The sequence below is a fragment of the Cupriavidus sp. USMAA2-4 genome (assembly GCF_001854305.1).
Lineage (GTDB): Bacteria > Pseudomonadota > Gammaproteobacteria > Burkholderiales > Burkholderiaceae > Cupriavidus > Cupriavidus malaysiensis.
Genome location: NZ_CP017749.1, coordinates 559,655 through 578,511 on the forward strand (window position 1 = coordinate 559,655; position 18,857 = coordinate 578,511).

An 18,857-nucleotide genomic window follows, 5' to 3' on the forward strand; every position below is an offset into this window, starting at 1 on the left:
GTACCAACCGCCTGGGCTCGGGCCGCCGGCCGCGCCCGGTGACCCGGGTATATCGGGGACTGCCCTGCTTCCGCCTCCTCGAAGCGCCGTCTTCCGCCATTGCGCCATAATCTGCGACCGATGCGATTCGCGCACGCCAGAAAACATATGCTCTATGAGACGCAAAATCCCTAGTACGATTGCGCTCGCGGTGTTCGAAGCCGCTGCCAGGCAGGGCAGCTTTGCGCGTGCCGCGAGCGAAGTCTGCCTGACGGAAAGCGCGGTCAGCAGGCAGATCGCTTCGCTGGAGACCTATCTTGGCGTCAAGCTGTTCACGCGCGTGCGCAAGCAGGTCGTCCTGAACGATGCCGGGCGGCTTTACCTCAAGAACATCGCGCGCAACCTGTCCGACATCGAAGCGCATACCGCCGCGCTGATGTCTCATAAGGGCGTGGGGGGTGTGCTGGAGCTTGCCGTGATCCCCACCTTCGCCAATCGCTGGTTGCTGCCGCGCCTGAGAGACTTCCGCGAGCGCCACCCCGACATCATCCTGAATCTCTCCGAGCGGCCGTTGCCGTTCGGTTTTGACGAGACGAACTTCGATGCGGCCCTGAATTTCGATCATCCCTCCTGGACCAATGTGGTCAAGGTGGACCTGTTCGACGAAGAGTTGGTGCCGATCGTCAGCCCACGCTATTTCGACGCCCTGCTCCTCGCCGCGCCGGCTGACCTGGCCCGCATGCCGCTGCTGCATAAGGCCACGCGGCCGGAAGCCTGGAAGCACTGGTTCGAAGCGGCCGGGGTGGCCGACTTCACGCCGGTGCCGGGCATGCATTTCGAGCTGTATGGGATGGTGATCGAGGCGGCCCGTGCCGGCTTGGGCGCCGGGCTGGTGCCGCGCGTCTATGTGCAGGATGAAATCCAGCGCAACGACCTGATCGTTCCCTTCGATCTTTCGCTCAAGCATGAAAAGCGCTATTGCCTGGTCTATCCCGAGCGCAAGAAGGACTCTGAGCTGGTGCGGGTGTTTCGGGACTGGGTGGTCGGCATCGAGTCCGGCTTCCGTGCCCGGCTGACATAGCGCAGCGCCGAGCCTGTCGTCCGCAAGCGCCCCGCCTGCGGACGCCATGCTTGCGCCGGCCCCTCCTTTCCCCGGCGCCAATGCAGTGCTGGCCGGCGTAGTCCGGGTCTGTCCGCCGACGCTTCCACTATCTACGCCGCCCACCGTCTACGCCGCCCACCGGTCGATGCCTTGCTGCCGCGCGGCATCGCTCAAGACTTCCGCTCTATCCCCCGCCGGACAGGCCTGTCCGGCTCCCGCGTCTCGAATGCCGCGCCGGCGCCGACCTTGCGCGAGCACGATGCCGACCACCGCCTCGCACCCGTGCGCGCCTGCGTGGCAGCACGGGGCAGCCGGAGCGTGCCCGCGCAGGCGGCGGCCCGGGCAATTCCCCGCCGCCTGCGGACTGCCTCGGAAAGTTCATGACAAAACCTCATCTTCTCTGGAGTTCTTTTCGTTTGCCAGCGGCAAGCGCGATCACCAGAATCGACACGCAGGAAACGACACATCCACCGGGCTTCCTGCCAATCACAGAGGACACTTTGCATGCCATCGCATTACCAACTCCTGATCAACAATGAATGGGTCGACCCTGTCCAGGGCGAATGGTTCGATTCGCTCGACCCGTACTCCGGCGAGCCTTGGGCACGGATCCCACGGGGGACACGGGAAGACGTCGACCGTGCGGCCCAGGCCGCGGCCGCCGCCATGAAGGGGCCATGGTCCAGGCTTTCGCCCACCGCGCGAGGCATGCTGCTCTACAAGCTCGCCGGCCTGATCGAAGAGAACCTGGAGCTGCTCACCGAAGTCGAAGCACGCGATAACGGCAAGCTGCGCAGCGAGGTCCGCGGCCAGGTGGGTTACGTCGCCAAGTATTTCTACTACTACGCCGGCATGGCGGACAAGATCCAGGGCGCCGTCATTCCGATGGACAAGCCGAAGGTCTTCAATTACACCCGCATGGAGCCGGTCGGCGTCATCGGCACCATCACCCCGTGGAACTCTTCTCTCCTCCTGACTGCCTGGAAGGTGGCGCCCGCCCTGTGTGCCGGCAACACGATCGTCGCCAAGCCGTCGGAACACACCTCCGTTTCGCTGCTGGAACTGGCCAAGCTCTTTGTGCAGGCGGGGTTCCCGCCGGGCGTGTTCAACGTGGTGACCGGCTTCGGCAAGGATGTCGGCGAGCCGCTGGTGGAACATCCCCTGGTTCCCATGATTGCCTTCACCGGCGGTGACGAGGGTGGCCGGCGCGTCAACATGGCGGCCGCCGCGCATTTCAAGAAGGTCACGCTCGAGCTTGGCGGCAAGTCCCCCAATATCGTGTTCGACGACGCCGACCTGACCAACGCGGCGAATGGCGTCATCACGGGCATCTTTTCCGCCGGCGGCCAGACCTGCATGGCCGGTTCCCGGCTGCTGCTGCAGGAGAGCATCCACGACGCGTTCGTCGATCGCCTGATCGCGATCGCCGGCAAGGCCAGGCTGGGCGACCCATCCCGCCCGGACGTGCAGATGGGACCGGTCGCCACGCGTCCGCAGTTCGACAAGGTGGTCGACTATATCCGCATTGCCAAGGAGGAAGGCGCGACTTGCGCCTTTGGCGGCAATGTCCGCAGCGGCCCCGGATTCGGCGCCGGCCAGTTCGTCGAGCCCACCATCTTCACCAATGTCTCGAACGAGATGCGCATCGCGCAGGAGGAGGTGTTCGGCCCCGTGCTGTCGGTGCTGAAGTTCAAGGATGAAGACGATGCGCTGCGCATCGCCAACGACATCCGCTTCGGCCTGGCCGCGGGTGTATGGACCAAGAGCCTGCACCGGACCATGTACATGTCCGAGCGGCTGCAAGCGGGCACGGTCTGGATCAACAACTATCGCTCCACCAGCTTCACCACGCCGTTCGGCGGCTACAAGGACAGCGGACTCGGTCGCGAAGGCGGCATGGAGGCCGTGAAGGAGTTCATGGAGACCAAGAGCGTGTGGATCTCCACGGACCTGGAAATGCCGGACCCGTTCATCCGCAAATACTGACCCCACCGCGAGGAGACACATCATGAGCACTGCGCACAGTGCCGACAGCTTCGACGTGATCGTGATCGGCTGCGGCATCTCCGGCCTCTCGGCAGCCGTTGCCGCGGCCGGCCGTGGCGTCAGCGTCGCTGTCATCGAGCGCGCCACGCGCGAGGAGTCCGGTGGCAATACCCGCTGGACCGAGGCCTACTTCCGCATGAAGAGCGATACCGAGGTCAGCGACGATTTCGACGAGTTGCTCAGCGCGAACGCGGGCGACAATCTCGACCCCGATGTCATTCGCAGCATGGCCGCTCCCTACGAGGACTGGCCCCCCCAAGTCAAGGCTCACGGCATGCCGGATCCCGAATTGCTGTCGACGCTTTCGAGCCAGGCCGGGCCGACCGTGCAGTGGCTCAAGTCCTTCGGTATCCGCTTCGATGCGCTGCCCACTTACTTCGTCACCGCCGCGGCCCCCCGCCTGATGCCGGTAGGCGGAGGACTGGCCATGATCGAAGCGTTGCATGCCCACGCCTCCGATCTTGGCGTGCGGTTCTTCTACGAAACCACGGCCAGCCGTCTGGCACGCCGGGATGCCAGCGGCAATCTGCGGCTCGGCCTGGTGGACGGCGGTGGCAATGCCTTCGCGCTGCAGGGACGCCATGTCGTGATCGCATCGGGCGGCTTCGAGGGAAATCCGGAGATGCTGGCGCAATACCTTGGCCCGGCGGCACGCTACATCCGTCCCGTGGCTCGCGGCGGCTATTACAACAAGGGCGAAGGCATCCGCATGGCGCTGGCCCTCGGCGCAGCGCCTGCCGGCGACTTCAGTTCTTTTCACGCCGAACCGCTGGACCCCCGCTCGGCCCAGGTCGAGGCGCTGGTCATGAACTTCCCCTACGGAATCCTCGTCAACAAGCTCGGCCAGCGCTTCACCGATGAAGCACCGGGACCGGTCGATGTTCACTACGACCATATCTCCCGGGCCTTCAAGGACCAGCCCGGCGGGATCGCATTCGTGATCTTCGACGGACGGATCGACGACGTGCCGAACTGGAGGAAAGGCATCCGCACCGACCAGCCGCCCCTGCGAGGCGAGAGCATCGCGGAACTGGCCGCGAAATGCGGCATTGCGCCGGAGGGTCTGGAGAAGACGGTGCAGTCCTTCAATGCCGCATGCCGGCCGGGCGAGTTCCGTCCGCTCGAAGTCGATCATCTCTGCACTTCCGGCATCCATCCGCCCAAGTCCAACTGGGCACGGCCGGTCGATACGGCCCCGTACTACGCCTACCCGATCATGCCGGGCATCTGTTTTACCTTCGGCGGCATCAAGGTCAATCGCCACGCCCAGGTGGTGGATACCGACGGCAAGGCGATTCCAGGGCTCTATGCGGCCGGCGAAGCTGCCGGCCTGTACTACCAGGTCTACACCGGGGCGACCTCGGTGATGCGGGGCGCCGTGTTCGGCAAGCTGGCCGGCGAGCATGCCGCGGCACAGGCGGGAAGACACCAGGAACGTTGACAAGCCCCCGCGGCCGCAGGAGATGCGGTCGCCCAGGATGCGGCCGCCCAGGACGCGGCCGCCAAAGAACAGGAAGCTACGGAACGTAGCAGGAGACAATGATGACCAACGCAACCCAGGCGCGGCGCCTCTCGCGCGTCGTCGGGGCAGGCACGCAAGTGGCCGCCCTCGCTATCGCCCTTGCCATGACGTTCGGCAGTATCCAGCCTTCCCGGGCGCAAGGTGGCTGGACCCCGGGCAGGCCCATCCGCCTGATCGTTCCTTACGCCCCCGGCGGAGGCACGGATGTCCTGGCCCGGCTGGTGGTGGCAGGTATCGAGAACGGCCTCGGCCAGCCGCTCATCGTGGAGAACCGCCCCGGCGCGAACGGCGTGATCGGTGCGAACCTCGTCTATCGCGCACCGCCTGATGGCTACACCCTGCTCTTCGCCGCCGCCGACTTCATATCGGTCGCCCCGTACATTCACCCGAAGGTCGTGCAGTTCCAGCCCAACAACTTCCGCCCCGTGGCCCCGGTGGCAAAGATGGGATTCGTCCTCGCCGGCAGGCCCGACGCGGAAACCCGGACCGTGCAGGACATCGTCGCCAAGGCGAAGAACGGCCCTGTCTCGTACGGGCACTGGGGCCCGGGCAGCATGGCGCAGATGGGCATGGAGATCCTGAAGACGAAAGCGCATATCGGCACGATGCTCGAGGTTCCCTTTGGCGGCGCCGCGCCGGTCATGACGGCCGTGATGGGAGGACAGGTCGACTACGCCTTCATCCCGACGCCGCTGGCGGTCGCCAACAAGACCAAGCTGCGTCTCTACGCGCTGGGATCACCGGAACGGTTCCCGTCGATCAAGGATATCCCCACCCTCGCGGAAAGCGGCTATGCCGTCGATGCCGATACGTGGTTCGGCATTCTCGCCCCGCCCGGCACGCCGCAGGCCGTGGTCGACGCCATCCAGGCGCAGGTGGCGCGCGTCACCGGCCAGGCCGACTTCCGCGCGCGCCTGGCCGACATGGGATATACGCCGATCACGATCGATCCGAGGAAGTTCGGCGAGTTCGTCCAGGCCGAGAACCAGCGCTGGGGCGCGGCGGTCAAGGCGGCCCGCATCCGTGTGGAAGAGTGAGGCCGTGGCCGTGGCCGTGGGCAGGCGGCAAGCGGGTCCGCCAGGCCCGACGTAGCGCGGGTCAGGGGCGTGGCGCGCGGGGGCGAAGTCACCGGGTGGCGCGGTCGGATGGCATGCCGAAGCCCTGGCCCGCGAAGAGTCTCTCGGCCATGAAGTCGATGAACACGCGCAGTTTCGGCGCCAGGTGCTTGCTGGAGGGCCAGAGCAGGCGGAAGGTGCCTTGGTGTTCTATGTGCTTGTCCAGCACGGTGGTCAACTCGCCCAGTTCGAGCGCCGTGCTCACCATGAAATCAGGCAGGCAAGCGATGCCCAGGCCATCCTTGGCCACATCGAGCAGTGCTTCGGACGTGTTGCAGACCATGGTCGCCGGCAGCACCACGTCCGCCGCCGCCGCGTGGCTGCGCTTCAGCGGCCAGGCTTCGAACTTGCCGGTGCTGGGGAACTTGTGCTGCAGGCAGGCATGGCCGGCCAGATCGGCGGGCACCCGCGGCGTACCGTGGCGGGACAGATAGCCGGGCGACGCGACCAGCAGCAGGCGGTAGGTCCCGAGCGGACGGGACATCAGGCGCGAGTCCGTGGGCTCGCCGGTGCGCACGACGGCATCGAATCCTTCCTCGATGACATCCACCAGCCGATCCGAAAAATCCACGTCCAGTTCGATGGCCGGATAACGATGCATGAAGGCGGTCAGCGCCGGCATGACCAGCCTGCCGACCAAGGGCAGGCTGATGCGCAGCCGCCCTTGCGGGGCCTGGCGCGTCTCGGACAGCTCCAGCTCGGCGGCCTCGACCTCGCACAGGATGCGCCGGCAGCGCTCCAGGAACAGCGTGCCTTCGGCGGTCAGCGTAATGCTGCGCGTGCTGCGGTGAAGCAAGCGGACGCCCAGCCGTTCTTCCAGCCGCGCCACGCTTTTGCCGACGGCGGAGGACGACACGCCAAGATTGCGCCCGGCCACTGAAAAGCTGCGCGTTTCGGCCGCCTGCACGAAGAACGCGATCCCGCTGAGTGATTCCATACCTCCATACCGCGAAGATTTAAGACTTTTTGTCCGCTATGTTCTGAACATTAGCATTATTGTCTTGCGCTCGCCATCAGCCTAAGGTAGTCGCCTGCGCTTCACGTGCGATCCCTGTGCGTGCAAGCGGCGCGCTGAACAGGCAGACCATGACGATTTCGACAGGAACAGGAACGCCCGGCAACGAAGGCAAAGCCGTGGAAGGATGCGGCCGGCTTCCCAGTTCGTGCGGGCCTTTTCGGTTGCCTGCGCGGCGCGCCGGAACAGCTTTCCGCCCCGCCCGATCGCGCTGACCCCATCCACTCAATACTCTGGAGCTTTCCATGCCGCACGCTTCGGCCCATCGTCTGCCGCTCCCCTCGACCCTGCCGCTTGCCAGCCTCACCGAGCGCGTCGATTCCGTCATCGACACCGCCATTGCGGAGCAGCGCGTCGTCGGCGCCACCGTCCTGATCGCCAGGCACGGGGAGACGGTCTACTCCCGGGCCGCCGGGTTCGCCGACCGGGAAGCCGGCCGTGTGCTGGCGCCGCACACACTGTTCCGGCTCTCCTCCGTCTCGAAGGTCTATGCATCGGTCGCGGCCATGGTACTGATCGGGCAGGAGCGGATCCGTCTCGATGCGCCGGTCACGACCTGGCTCCCCGACTTCCGGCCGGCAGCGCCGGACGGCAGCGTGTGCGACATCACGGTCCGTCATCTGCTCACCCATACCGCGGGCCTGGGCTATGGCTTCTTCGAGCCTGCCGACGGGCCGTACCATCGCGCCGGCGTATCGGACGGGATGGACATCGCCGACGTATCGCTGGAAGAAAATGTCCGGCGTATCGGCACGGTGCCGCTCCTGTTCGCGCCCGGCTCCGCGTGGAGCTACTCGCTTGCGACCGATGTGCTCGGGCTCGTGATCGAGAAAGCGTCCGGCCTGCCGCTTGCCGAGGCGATCCGGGGACTGGTGACGGCACCGCTCGGCTTGGCCGACACCGGCTTTTCCGTGGCCGACTCCGCCCGTCTCGCGGCGGGGTATATCAACGAGGGTGGCGCGTCCCGCCGCATGACCGACCTCGAACTGGTCCGCCTGCCCTTTATCCCGGAGGCGGAAGGCATGCGCATGGCACTGGGGCGGGCCTTCGAGAGCCATGCCTTTGCCTCGGCCGGCGCGGGCATGATCGGCTCGGCCGAGGATCTGCTCGCCCTCCTCGAAACCCTGCGCAAGGGCGGCGCGCCGCTGCTGTCAGCGTCCCAGGTCGAGGCCATGGCGACAGACCAGGCGCCGGGCATGGACCTCCTGCCATGGCCGGGCCGCGGCTTCGGCCTCGGCTTCACGGTGCTGCGCGATCCAGCCGCGGCCAACTCGCCCGAACCCGCGGGGACGTGGCGACTGGGCGGCGCCTACGGGCATTCGTGGTTCGTCGACCGCACCAACGGCCTGACCGCCGTCGCCTTCACCAATGCCGGCCTGGAAGGCCAGTCGCCTGGCGGACGGTTCCCGGATGAGCTCGCCAACGCCATCTATGGGTGATCGGCTGAGCGGGGAGGATGAGCCAGCGTGAAGGCGGCAATGCAGCCTCCGCAATGGCGTGCAATGGGGAGGCCGGAAGAAGACCATGCGAACGAGTCGCTGGGTTGCACCCTGAGGTTGGGCCTGCTTTGCGTAGTGGGAAGCGGTGGCCGAGGATCGACGCGCAACGAATCGCCGGCATCTGAATGATCCCTGCTTGAGGAGGGCGAGATGCCAAGCGATCTTCGCTAAAGTTCCGGAAAAACGGTGCCATCCAATACAAGAATGGCAGAGATTTTCAGGGAAAAGAACCTTAGGAATCGCTGATCCATGAGGCTTGCGCTTGATGTTGCACAAGCCAAGGATTTGCCAAGGATTTCGGTTTTCGCAACGCGGCAGAGAGGGACGATTCAAGCCATTTTTCTCTCGTTTCGCACCTTTCCTGGCGCGCTGTGCGCGCTCAGGACGGATTGCTCCCCTGTGAGGCCGACAACAGCTTCCTGGTGAGCGCCAGATTCGCCAGGCCAGACAGGCTGAACCACCCGCGTCGCCAAACGCGTGCTCCAGATGACTGCCGTGCTGATTAAATCAGTCTTTCCCTAACTCATGAAAACGATCTTGCTCCCTATCCATCTCGCAGCCATGGGCGTGTGGCTTGGTTGCGTTCTCACAGAAGCACTATTTGAGCGGGCACTTTTGGGCAAAAGCCGGGAGCATGAGTTGCTCTTGTCAGCCCTTCACAAGCGCGTCGATATCATCGTCGAAATCCCGGCGTTCATAGTTGTGCTCGTCACAGGCTGGATCATGCTCCCGAGCGCGGCATCGAGCTCGCTATTGCTCACCAAAGTGGCCTCAGGCCTTGTCGCCATGGCAGCGAATGTATTTTGCGTTGGCTTGGTCTTCAAACGCTACGCTGCCGCTTCGGCCAACAACTGGGAAGTCTTTGCCCGTCTTGATAGACTTCAACACAAGGTGGGCGCTGTTGTTCTTATCGGCATCCTGGGCGCGATGAGTGTTGGTTTTTACTTGTATGCACGCGCCTGACGGACTGCTGAAGTCGACTTCCTGGCACACTCACGGCACAGTCCAGACCTTAGCCCTGCCGCGCCTGGGCGGCGGCCTCAAACAACTCGTCGACGCTGGTGGCCTTCTCCAGCGACCAGATGGCGCTGAGGAGCTGCTCACCGTGAGGCCTGCTGATCGCCGACCCCACCGTGCGCCAGAACTTCGCCTCGATGCCCGCGCGCGTCAGCGGGAACCGGGAAGAGCCCCACAGGTCCTCCGCCTGCTCGGTCAGCGTCTCACCGGACTTCAGCGTGACCGACACCCGGTTTGGAATCTGGCGCGGCGTCATTGCCGTCAGCACAGGGTCCTCGACCACCTTGATCTTCGCCATCAGCGCACGCACGTCCGGGGCCGCCAGATTGGCTTCGGCGTAGCTGGCGTTGGTGATCGTTCCATCGAGCAGCGCGCGCGCCACCACGTAGGGCATGCTGTGGTCGGCCGACTCTTTTGTCGCCGGGGCCCACATTTCCCGCTCACTGCCGGTGAATCGGTATCCGAACTGCGTTGTGGCGACCAGCACCCGCTCGATCTGGTTGCGATCCGGAATCCTCTTCGACAGCCGGATCGCGGACTCTACGGCGGTGATGGTGTGGCCTTGCGCTGGATAGGGCTTGACCAGCACGTCATGAATGCGGAAGCCCGTGCCCCGGGTGCCGAAGCCCGCCGTGTCCAGTTCAAGACCGGCGCCGGCCACCAGGCGGTTGAACCCCATCGTTCCCTCGAAGATGGGGCTGGGACCGGTGATTCCCTCCCTCGCCAGGCGGGCGGCGAAGACACCGCTGCGCGACGCCGATGCATCGGCGAGCCCCTTCCAGTTCGAGAGCACCTGGACCCGGGTCTGATTCATGGCGACATGGTCCACCAGCGCGATGTTCACGGCTTGTGTCAGCTGTTCTACCGGTAACCGCATCAGCTTGCCAGCAGTCAACGCAGCCGTCACCACACCATAGCTGGGGTTGTCCCAGCCGCGCGCGCTGAGCGATGCCGCATCGAACAGCCGGCACTCAATCTCGTAGGCCGCGATCGCCGACACAATGAAGTCGGTGATCGAGCGGCCTTCAGACTGGGCCACGGCCAGGCACACCGAGAGGTGATCGCTCGGATGGCCCGCCTCCTTGGACAGGTAGCCATCATTGAGGTCGTAGTACCGGATTGCCGCGCCGTTCGCGAAGGCGGCCAGTTCCGCCGAGCTCCGGCGGCGCGTTCCGATCAGCGCCGCTTCGGCCGGGCCGCTCGCGTCGGCCAGGCCGAAGCACCTGGCAATGACCGGCTCGTCCAGCGCGGCCAGCGCGCAGCCGAAGGTGTCGACCAGGCGCAGCTTCAGCGCCTCCAGCGTCGCCGCGTCGATATCGGCTTCGCCGAGCGCGTGCACGTACTCGGCCAGCCGTTGCGCCAGCGGCGCTGCATCGGAACGCGGCGCAACCGGTGCCCCCCGTGCCAGCCCGCCAGCCCCCATGAGGCCGATGGCCGCTGCAGCCGGCAAGGCCCTGAGGAGAAACCCGCGCCTGCGATCCGACGTGTGACTCGTTGCCTGTCTCACTGCCTGTCTCCTTGTCTTCCGAGTTGGTTCTTGTGTGTGAATCGGCCGGTCGCGCTGCGACTGCGGCGATGGTTGTCGCTGCGGGAGACGCCCATCACGTTTGCGATGAGGCGACCGGCTCGCCCGCAGCCGTCATGGAAGAGCCCACCGGATCGCAATACGAACATCATGTATGCATTCGACTGATTTTTCAAGACAACGATGCATAAAACACCATGCAATACGCAAAAATGCATACACCAAGAGAAAGGAGATCTTCACGTGCCTAGCCTCACATCTATCCGCCGGACCCGTCCCGCGCGCCGGTGAACGGCGACTCCCTCCTGCTGGAGACACCTGCCGGGCAGGCCAAGGCGCCGCTGACGTCAGGCTCCTTATCTCACCCGCGCATAGGCATCCTCAAACGCCCGTACCACGGCATCGAAAGCACGGGCGCCGTGCCCGCTCTCGATCCGACAGAAAGCCAGTTGCCGCCAGGGCGCCTCCTTTCCCAGGTTCATCTCCCGCAGCGGATAGGCGGCCCGCAACTGCTGCCGCGGCCGTGGTATCACGGTGGCGCCCATGCCTCCGGCAACCATGGCAACGATCGCGTCCGTGGACTCGATCTCTGCAACGGCTTTGGCATTGGGCGCGATCTGGCGCACGAAGTCGGCGGCAATTCTGCCGCCGGTGATGCCGCGGTGATAGCGTATCCATCCGTGCATGGCCAGCGCTTCGGCAGGCGAGCGGGCAGTGGAGCCATGCGGTGCAAGCAGCGCGAAGACCTCGCGCGCGAGATCGCGCCAATGCAGTCGTGACGATCCGCCCGACAGCGGCCGCACGAGGAGCGCAGCGTCGATGCGGCCGCCTCTCAGATCGTCCAGCAGTGTGGCCGAGGGCGCGGATGTGAGCCGGATCTCCAGGCCGGGATACTGCTGGCGCAGCTTCTGCAAGGCGACAGGCCCGGCGCTGACCAGCGCACTTGGAATCAGGCCCAGCCGCAGGATTCCCTCGATACCTGGGCTGCGTCGCGAACGCATCGCCTCGATCGCCGCCATGGCTTCCTTCACCACGGCCGCCGTCTCGAGCCCGAACGGCGTAGGCGTGACGGAGGCGCCGGAGCGGTCGAACAAAGGATGTCCGAAGTATTGCTCCACTTGCTTGATCTGCAAGCTGACCGCGCTCGGCGTGAGGCTAATCCTCTCGGCGGCCGCCACGAAGCTGCCGCTCTCGACCACCGCCGTCAGCGTATTCAACATGTCGAGCTTCATAAGGTTTTCTCACTTTGTGATCAATGAAAAATCAGCTTCCTTTAGGCTCACGAAGCTTAAGATCTGATGCAGCCCATGACAAGGGCGACACAAGAACAGAATCGAAGGAGACAGCATTGACACCCCATTTGCGCTGGCACCGTGGGGCCGCGGCGCTCTGCGCGGCCATGGTGATGAGTACCGGTGCGGGCGGCGCCCAGCCTGCCGCTGGCAAATTTCCGTCCCGGCCGCTGACCCTGGTGGTGCCCTATCCCGCAGGGGGTTCCAATGACAATGCCGCCCGGCTGCTGGCCAGGAAGCTGAGCGATGCGTTGGGTCAGCCGGTCGTGGTGGACAACCGGTCTGGCGCCAGCGGTACGCTGGGCGCCGAGCATGTCGCCAGGGCCGCGCCGGACGGATACACGCTGCTCTATGCATCCTCGTCCTTCCTGACGGCATCGGTGCTCCGGGCGCGCCCTGTGTACGATCCACTGAAGGATTTCGTGCCGGTGGCGCGTGTCAGCCGTGCTCAGTTCGTGATCACGGTCGGCAAACACGTATTGGCAAAAACGCTTCAGGATCTGATTGCGCAAGCCAGGACCCATCCTGGCAAGCTCAGTTATGGCAGCTCGGGTATCGGCAGCATCAACCACTTCGCCACGGAAGCCTTTGCCGAGAGCGCCGGCATCAGGCTGACGCATGTGCCCTATCGTGGCATGACACCTGCCATGCAAGACCTGGCCGGCGGCCATGTCGACATCGTGCTGGGCAGCGTCCCTTCCACCATGGCGCAGGTGAAGAGCGGGCGCGTACGCGCACTGGCAGTGACGGGGGAAAGCGCAGCGCCGCAACTGCCGGGATTGCCGATCGCGGCGTCGGCCGGCGCGCCGGGATTCACCTTCGACGCCTGGTCTGGCGTGCTCGCGCCGGCAGGCACGCCGCAGGCTCTGATCGACCTGCTCGGCACTGAGGTCGCGCGGGCACTGAAGGACCCCGACCTGCGTGCCGCCTTCGAAGCCGAAGGCGCGAGCCTGGCACCAATGGGTTCCGCGGAGTTCAGCCGGATCCTTGCCACCGAGCTGCAGCGGTTCCGCCAGCTCGCCCAGAAAGCCGACATCCGGGCGGAGTGAAAACATGGAATATATGCGCAGCAAGCTGTTCCTGCCTGCCACCCGGCTTGATCTGGCCGGCAAGGCACTGGCCAGCGGTGCGGACGCCGTCTGCATCGACCTGGAGGACGCCGTGACCAAAGCCGGCAAGGACGACGCGCAGCGAGCCGCCAGCCTGTACCTGCAATCCGTCAGGCGCTCGGTGAGCCCGCCGCTGATCGTGCGGATCAATGCCGTGGGCGGCGACCACTGGCGGCAGAACCTGGAGGCGGTGGCCCTGCCGTCTGTCGTGCAGATCAATCTGCCGAAAGTCGAGCAGCCCGACGCGATCCTCATGGCAGCGGCCGCGCTGGATGTTCTGGAGCACCAGCGCGGCATCCTTTCGCCCATCGGCCTGCTGATCAACATCGAAACGCCTGCTGCGCTGGCCCGGGCCGCTCAGCTTGCCAGCGCGCATCCGCGCGTCGCGGGCCTGCAGGTGGGCTTCGGCGACCTGTTCCTGGCGTGCGGCATCGACCGCAACAACGCGGCTGCCCGTGACCATGTCCGCATGACGGTCTCGGTTGCGGCCGCGCAGGCAGGCATTCCCTGCTATGACGGTGCCTTCGCTGACGTACGCGACACGGCCGGCCTTGAGCGCGAGGCGCGCAACGCGCGGGCCTTCGGCTTTACAGGCAAATCTTGCATCCATCCGCGCCAGGTTGCCACCGTCAACGCGGCGTTCACGCCGGGCGGTGACGAGATGGCCTGGGCCCGCAAGATCGTCGAGGCCGCAGGTCATGTTGACGACCCCGGCCAAGGCGCCTTTCTTGTCGATGGACAGATGGTGGACGAGCCGCTGTTGCGGCTGGCCCAACGCCTGCTCGCGAGAGCGCCAGTCTGAGCGCCTTATCGCCTTATCGCCTTATCGCCTTATCGCCTTATCGCCCTATCCGGAACCCCATCATGTCATGTCCATCCCAGTACACGACGGGCCGTGGCGGCCCGCTCGCGGGCATCACCGTGCTCGATCTCAGCGCCTATCTGGCAGGCCCTTACGGCTGTACTCTGCTGGCCGACCTCGGCGCGCGGGTCATCAAGATCGAACCGCCGGGAGGAGACAATGTGCGTCACTACCCTTCGACACTCAAGCCGGAGGCACGTGGCTTCGTTGGAAACAACCGCAGCAAGGAAGGCATCGTACTCGACCTGAAGCACCCCGATGGGCTGGCGGCGCTGAAGCGCCTGATCCGGCAGTCTGACGTGCTGGTACACAACTTCCGCCCCGGCGTGCCGGCCAGGCTGGGCATCTCATATGCGTGCCTGAGCACTGACCATCCCCGCCTGGTCTACTGCGCCGTGACGGGCTACGGCGAGTCCGGGCCGCTGAAAGACCATGCGGGCTACGACCAGGTGCTGCAGACCATGACGGGCTTGTCTGAAGCGCAGGGCGCAGTACGGAACGAGCCACCGCAACTGCTGATGGGGTCGATCGTCGACTACTACACCGCTTGCATGGCTGCATTCGGCATCGTATCGGCACTCTATGCCCGCGAACACACTGGCTGCGGCCAGTACGTCGGTGCTTCGCTGATGCGTAGTGCGCTGGCGATGCAGGCCGGGCGTTTCGTGTGGGCTGACAGCGAGCCGCTCGACGCCGGCAGAGAGTTTGGTTCGGGGGGCGTGACAGGCTTGCATCCGACCCGCGATGGCTGGCTCTACATTTCGGCCAATACGCCGCATTTCTGGAAGTCACTGTGCCGCCTGCTGGGGCTGCCAGCCTTGAGCGACGACGATCGCTACGACAGTATCCGCAAGCGTGCGGAGCGCGCCGGCGAAATCGTGCCGGCCATCCGCGAGGCCCTGCTGGCACGCAGCGCCCTGGAGTGGGAAGCCGTCTTTGGCAGCGAGGTGCCGTGCGCAGCCGCCCGATCGGTCAGCGCAATGTTCAGCCATCCGCAGGTTCTGGCCCAGGACCTGGTGCATCGCTACGAGCACCCGACGGTGGGCTCGTTCCTGGGCTTCAAGAACCCGATCGAGTTTGGCGCCACGCCCTGCCCCGCCCCCTTTGCCTCGCCGACGTTGGGCCAGCACACGCGAACCGTGCTCGCCTCATTTGGCTTCGAGCCAGCGGAGATCGAAGCCCTGGAGCGGCAAGGAACGACCAGCATGCATCAACCTGCCCAGGCGTCAGCATGAATACCACCCAGACCCGTTGGCGCTTCCGGCCCGATCACTCCAATTGGGGCGACTATGGCCCCGACGACCGGCTAGGCCAGTTGAATGAGATTACCCCGGAACGAAGACGGCGCGCCCTGGAGGAAGCGACGGATGGCATCGCCTTCTGCCTGTCGCTGCCACTGGACAAGGGTCCACGGCTCAATGCGAGCCGGCATCCGCCGAGTCTCGCCGCGGCGCTCCGCGACGGTCGTCCGCGCTACAACCAGTGCGCCCGCGACCTGCATGCCGGTCTGACCGACGTGGTATGCGACGACAGGGTTACGCTCTACACGCAGTTTTCAACACAGTGGGACGCCCTGGCGCACGTCGGTGCCTTGTTCGATGCGGACGGTGACGGCGAGCCAGAGATCCGCTACTACAACGGCTGGCCGCCAGCCGACATTGGCTTATCCGCCCTCGGGATCGAGCACATGGCTGCGACGGGTGTGCAGGGCCGCGGGGTGATGATCGACCTGCACCGGCACTTCGGCACGACGCGCGTGCAGGTGGGCTACGAGAAGCTCGCCCGCCTCCTCGACATCGACGGCATCGTGGTGGAGCCGGGCGACATGGTTTGTTTGCACACCGGTTTCGCGCAACTGCTGCTGGATGGGGTGCCGCGGACAGCCGAGGATCTCGCGCAGGCCTGCCCTGTGCTGGACGGCTCCGATCGGCAATTGCACGAATGGATTTCCGCAACACGCATCGCTGTGCTTGCTGCCGACAACGTCGCGGTCGAAGCGCGGCCCGCCGCGCCGGAGGCTGGCTATTCCGGGCCACTGCTGCCGCTCCACGAACACTGCTTGTTCAAGCGAGGCGTGCATCTCGGCGAGTTGTGGCACCTCACCCCGCTCGCCCGATGGTTGCACGCCCACCAACGTTATCGCTTTCTGCTGACGGCCCCGCCGCTGCGGCTGCCGGGGGCCGCCGGGTCGCCCGCTACGCCGGTCGCCACCGTGTGACAGCCGGCGATTCTTCCATCATTCGTCGGAGCTACCTCATGCAACGTACCCAATTCAGGCTGCTGACTGCTTTTCTGGTCGGTGCGGCGGCACTCGTGCCTGCCCTCCTGCACGCACAGCCAGCGTGGCCCGGCAAGCCGATCCGGCTCGTGAGTCCGGCGGCCCCCGGCCAGGCTGCCGACGTCATCGGGCGGACGGTGGCTCAAGGACTTGCCACTGCCCTTGGCCAGCCGATAGTGGTCGAGAACAGGCTGGGCGCGGGCGGAATGATCGGCACTGACGCCGTAGCCAAGGCGGCGCCTGACGGCTACACATTGCTGATCGCGAGCAGTGGCCCGCTGGTGATCACGCCGGCGGTGTTCCGGAAGGTACCTTATGAGCCGATCAAGGACTTCGTGTACGTCGCCAGTCTGGCCACGACGCCGCAAGTCCTTCTGGTTCGCGCCGACTCGCCCTACAGGACCTTGGCCGACTTCATCAACGCGGCCAAGGCCAGGCCGGGCGAGCTTGCCTATGGATCGACCGGCACCACGAGTCAACTGGCCATGGAATCGCTGGCGATGCATGGCGGCATCAAACTGAACCATGTGCCCTTCAAGGGCAATACCGAGGCAACGACACAGCTGCTCGGCGGGACTATCGCCGCGGTGTACGACACGGTTCCCGGCTCGCTGACGCTTGTGCGATCGGGCAAGCTGCGGCCGCTCGGCGTGGCAGCGCCGAGGCGCTCGCCATTCCTGCCAAACACCCCGGTTTTGGCTGAAGCCGGCTTTGCCGGCGCCGAGGCAGTGGGCTGGATCGGCATCGCCGCGCCAGCCGGAACGCCGGCGGCAATCGTGGACCGGCTGCACGCGGAGATCAGCAAAGTGCTGGAGAGGCCTGAAGTGATGGCGCAATTCCAGCGCCTCGGCTTCGCGCGTGCCGGAGCGGGCAGGCTGGAGTTCGAGTCGTTCGTCAGGGAGGAAAAGAAGAAATGGGCCGAAGTGGCCAGACGAACGGGAGTAGAGGTTCAGTAGTGCCGCAGCAATACCAAGAACAAAATACTCAGGAGGCATGTGTAATGAAGAAGAAGCTTGGACTCTTAACCTTGCTGGGCGCCGCCTCGGGGCAGGCGGTCGCGCAATCGAATGTCACGCTGTACGGGCTCGTCGACACCAATATCGAGTACGTCAGCAATTTCTCGGCAATCCCACCCACTCAGCAAGGATTCCCTGGCCCATCTCGCAACAGGTTCGCCATGGCCTCCGGCGGGCTGTCCGGCTCGCGCTGGGGTCTGCGGGGCACCGAAGATCTGGGCGACGGCATGAAGTCCCTCTTTGTGCTGGAAAGCGGCTTTTCAAGCGACGACGGCAGGATGCAGCAAGGTGGGCGTCTCTTTGGCCGTCAAGCCTATGTCGGCCTGCAGCGCAACGGCATCGGCACGGTCACGTTCGGGCGCCAGTACACCTCGATTTTCAACGCCTTATCGGATTTCTCCCCGACCAAGTACGGCTCTCAGTACGAGCCTCTCGGCCTTCAGCTCGGTTTGAACTACCGCTCCGACAATGTCGTGAAGTATGTCGGCAGCTTTGGCGGGCTGACCGCCAACGCCTACTGGTCCTTCGGAAACGGTGCCGCAGGTGCCGGCGAAGTTGCCGGCCAGTTCCGTCGCGACACAGGCTATGGTGGAGCGCTCAGTTATGCCGAGGGATCGTTCGGCGCGACCGCCGTCTATGACCAGTACAACCCTACGCTTTCCGCCACGACGGGCGCAACCGGCAGCTTCAGGAAGTTCGCCGTCGCGGCCAGCTACGAGGCGGGTCCGGCAAAAATCATGGGCGGATATCGCTGGGGGCTGAACAAGAGCGCCACCGATGCAATCCTCTTGCGGGATGACTACTACTGGGTCGGCATCAACTACAAGGCAGCCTCTGCCCTCACGCTGACGCTCGGCTACTACTATGACGACGTGAAGAACCTGGCCGGTACAAAGGTCAAGAATCCGTGGCAGCTTTCGTTTATTGCGGACTATGCCTTCTCAAAACGTACGGATATCTATCTCACCACCGCCTATGCCAGGCACTCCGGACTGAACTTTGACACTTCCGCAATCAACTTCGCCAACGGCTATTACCTTGCCGCCGGCAAGAACAGCATGACGGGCGTGGCGATCGGCCTGCGCCACCGGTTCTGATGCCAGCGCGTCGCCAGCACCGTCTGTAGGCGCTGAGTTCTGCGTACTCGTCGCACGGCTCGCTGGAACGTGTGAGCCGCCTCGCCGCGGCTCAAGGCATGCATGCTGCATGCTGCATCTCATGGTGGAACAGAGGATTGGTGGAAGCGTCGATGAGGAAGATCGTGCGGAACAGCCGACCGAGATGCACACCAGCCTCATAGACGGGTTGACCTTTCGCCGCCGCGCCGAAGCGCATCAGAGCCCGCACTGTCGAGATAAAACCCGCTAACTGTGGGACGTGGCATGTGGGACGCGACACCCGCGACATCTTGTCCCACCCCGCCCATATGCAGTGCAGCAATCCGCATTCCCCACTAAACTTTCATAAATTACTAAAAATT

General features: G+C 65.0%; 16 protein-coding genes. 12 read left to right on the forward strand and 4 right to left on the reverse strand.

Features of this window, described 5'->3' with window-relative positions; genetic code table 11:
* Positions 1-154: 154 nt before the first annotated feature.
* The 4 genes from BKK79_RS22580 to BKK79_RS22595 all read left to right on the forward strand — a co-directional run bounded on the left by BKK79_RS22580 (position 155) and on the right by BKK79_RS22595 (position 5,686).
* Positions 155-1,060: a LysR substrate-binding domain-containing protein gene (locus BKK79_RS22580; RefSeq protein ID WP_071038846.1), complete on the forward strand. Its 906-nt coding sequence runs from the start codon at positions 155-157 to the stop codon at positions 1,058-1,060.
* Positions 1,061-1,585: 525 nt separating this feature from the next.
* Positions 1,586-3,067, forward strand: a complete 1,482-nt coding sequence (locus BKK79_RS22585) for an aldehyde dehydrogenase (protein WP_071018500.1) — start codon at positions 1,586-1,588, stop codon at positions 3,065-3,067.
* Between the two features lie 22 nt (positions 3,068-3,089).
* Positions 3,090-4,568, forward strand: coding sequence for an FAD-dependent oxidoreductase (locus BKK79_RS22590; protein WP_071038847.1), 1,479 nt, complete (start codon positions 3,090-3,092; stop codon positions 4,566-4,568).
* A 98-nt stretch (positions 4,569-4,666) separates the two neighbouring features.
* Positions 4,667-5,686, forward strand: a complete 1,020-nt coding sequence (locus BKK79_RS22595; protein WP_083384412.1) for a Bug family tripartite tricarboxylate transporter substrate binding protein — start codon at positions 4,667-4,669, stop codon at positions 5,684-5,686.
* A gap of 88 nt (positions 5,687-5,774) precedes the next feature.
* Here the strand turns inward: BKK79_RS22595 and BKK79_RS22600 are convergent, their stop codons facing one another.
* A complete protein-coding gene (locus BKK79_RS22600; RefSeq protein ID WP_071038848.1) occupies positions 5,775-6,701 on the reverse strand; it encodes a LysR family transcriptional regulator in 927 nt (308 codons plus the stop codon).
* A gap of 323 nt (positions 6,702-7,024) precedes the next feature.
* Here BKK79_RS22600 and BKK79_RS22605 point away from each other — a divergent pair, with 323 nt between their 5' ends.
* Together BKK79_RS22605 and BKK79_RS22610 are read left to right on the forward strand one after the other, a co-directional pair.
* The gene (locus tag BKK79_RS22605) at positions 7,025-8,218 is read left to right on the forward strand and encodes a serine hydrolase domain-containing protein (RefSeq protein ID WP_071038849.1); all 1,194 of its coding nucleotides are present in this window, start codon (positions 7,025-7,027) and stop codon (positions 8,216-8,218) included.
* Between the two features lie 585 nt (positions 8,219-8,803).
* Positions 8,804-9,241 carry a hypothetical protein gene (locus tag BKK79_RS22610; protein WP_071038850.1) on the forward strand — a complete coding sequence of 146 codons (438 nt, stop codon included), beginning with the start codon at positions 8,804-8,806 and terminating at the stop codon, positions 9,239-9,241.
* A 49-nt stretch (positions 9,242-9,290) separates the two neighbouring features.
* Here the strand turns inward: BKK79_RS22610 and BKK79_RS22615 are convergent, their stop codons facing one another.
* Positions 9,291-10,802, reverse strand: a complete 1,512-nt coding sequence (locus BKK79_RS22615; RefSeq protein WP_157128504.1) for an MmgE/PrpD family protein — start codon at positions 10,800-10,802, stop codon at positions 9,291-9,293.
* A gap of 374 nt (positions 10,803-11,176) precedes the next feature.
* Positions 11,177-12,052, reverse strand: coding sequence for a LysR family transcriptional regulator (locus BKK79_RS22620; RefSeq protein WP_071038851.1), 876 nt, complete (start codon positions 12,050-12,052; stop codon positions 11,177-11,179).
* A 116-nt stretch (positions 12,053-12,168) separates the two neighbouring features.
* Here BKK79_RS22620 and BKK79_RS22625 point away from each other — a divergent pair, with 116 nt between their 5' ends.
* From BKK79_RS22625 to BKK79_RS22650, 6 genes are all read left to right on the forward strand, one after another.
* Entirely contained in the window at positions 12,169-13,161 is a 993-nt protein-coding gene (locus BKK79_RS22625) for a tripartite tricarboxylate transporter substrate binding protein (protein WP_198173390.1), read from the forward strand.
* A 4-nt stretch (positions 13,162-13,165) separates the two neighbouring features.
* A complete protein-coding gene (locus BKK79_RS22630; RefSeq protein ID WP_231908208.1) occupies positions 13,166-14,023 on the forward strand; it encodes an HpcH/HpaI aldolase/citrate lyase family protein in 858 nt (285 codons plus the stop codon).
* 62 nt (positions 14,024-14,085) lie between these two features.
* Positions 14,086-15,318, forward strand: a complete 1,233-nt coding sequence (locus BKK79_RS22635; RefSeq protein WP_071038852.1) for a CaiB/BaiF CoA transferase family protein — start codon at positions 14,086-14,088, stop codon at positions 15,316-15,318.
* Complete coding sequence (locus BKK79_RS22640) at positions 15,315-16,301, forward strand: cyclase family protein (protein WP_071038853.1); 987 nt, start codon at positions 15,315-15,317, stop codon at positions 16,299-16,301. Before BKK79_RS22635 ends, BKK79_RS22640 begins: the two co-directional genes overlap by 4 nt.
* A gap of 38 nt (positions 16,302-16,339) precedes the next feature.
* Positions 16,340-17,317 (forward strand): Bug family tripartite tricarboxylate transporter substrate binding protein, encoded by a 978-nt coding sequence (locus BKK79_RS22645; protein WP_071018481.1) that lies wholly within the window; start codon positions 16,340-16,342, stop codon positions 17,315-17,317.
* 44 nt (positions 17,318-17,361) lie between these two features.
* Positions 17,362-18,474 (forward strand): porin, encoded by a 1,113-nt coding sequence (locus tag BKK79_RS22650; RefSeq protein ID WP_071038854.1) that lies wholly within the window; start codon positions 17,362-17,364, stop codon positions 18,472-18,474.
* A gap of 91 nt (positions 18,475-18,565) precedes the next feature.
* Here the strand turns inward: BKK79_RS22650 and BKK79_RS39245 are convergent, their stop codons facing one another.
* Positions 18,566-18,784 carry a Tn3 family transposase gene (locus BKK79_RS39245; RefSeq protein ID WP_442873315.1) on the reverse strand — a complete coding sequence of 73 codons (219 nt, stop codon included), beginning with the start codon at positions 18,782-18,784 and terminating at the stop codon, positions 18,566-18,568.
* Positions 18,785-18,857 lie beyond the last annotated feature (73 nt).

Coding starts and splice junctions, on each gene's coding strand:
- BKK79_RS22605 (WP_071038849.1), top strand. CDS start 7,025: ATGCCGCACGCTTCGGCCCATCGTCTGCCGCTCCCCTCGACCCTGCCG.
- BKK79_RS22580 (WP_071038846.1), top strand. CDS start 155: ATGAGACGCAAAATCCCTAGTACGATTGCGCTCGCGGTGTTCGAAGCC.
- BKK79_RS39245 (WP_442873315.1), bottom strand. CDS start 18,784: ATGTCGCGGGTGTCGCGTCCCACATGCCACGTCCCACAGTTAGCGGGT.
- BKK79_RS22595 (WP_083384412.1), top strand. CDS start 4,667: ATGATGACCAACGCAACCCAGGCGCGGCGCCTCTCGCGCGTCGTCGGG.
- BKK79_RS22630 (WP_231908208.1), top strand. CDS start 13,166: ATGGAATATATGCGCAGCAAGCTGTTCCTGCCTGCCACCCGGCTTGAT.
- BKK79_RS22610 (WP_071038850.1), top strand. CDS start 8,804: ATGAAAACGATCTTGCTCCCTATCCATCTCGCAGCCATGGGCGTGTGG.
- BKK79_RS22600 (WP_071038848.1), bottom strand. CDS start 6,701: ATGGAATCACTCAGCGGGATCGCGTTCTTCGTGCAGGCGGCCGAAACG.
- BKK79_RS22620 (WP_071038851.1), bottom strand. CDS start 12,052: ATGAAGCTCGACATGTTGAATACGCTGACGGCGGTGGTCGAGAGCGGC.
- BKK79_RS22590 (WP_071038847.1), top strand. CDS start 3,090: ATGAGCACTGCGCACAGTGCCGACAGCTTCGACGTGATCGTGATCGGC.
- BKK79_RS22635 (WP_071038852.1), top strand. CDS start 14,086: ATGTCATGTCCATCCCAGTACACGACGGGCCGTGGCGGCCCGCTCGCG.
- BKK79_RS22650 (WP_071038854.1), top strand. CDS start 17,362: ATGAAGAAGAAGCTTGGACTCTTAACCTTGCTGGGCGCCGCCTCGGGG.
- BKK79_RS22645 (WP_071018481.1), top strand. CDS start 16,340: ATGCAACGTACCCAATTCAGGCTGCTGACTGCTTTTCTGGTCGGTGCG.
- BKK79_RS22640 (WP_071038853.1), top strand. CDS start 15,315: ATGAATACCACCCAGACCCGTTGGCGCTTCCGGCCCGATCACTCCAAT.
- BKK79_RS22585 (WP_071018500.1), top strand. CDS start 1,586: ATGCCATCGCATTACCAACTCCTGATCAACAATGAATGGGTCGACCCT.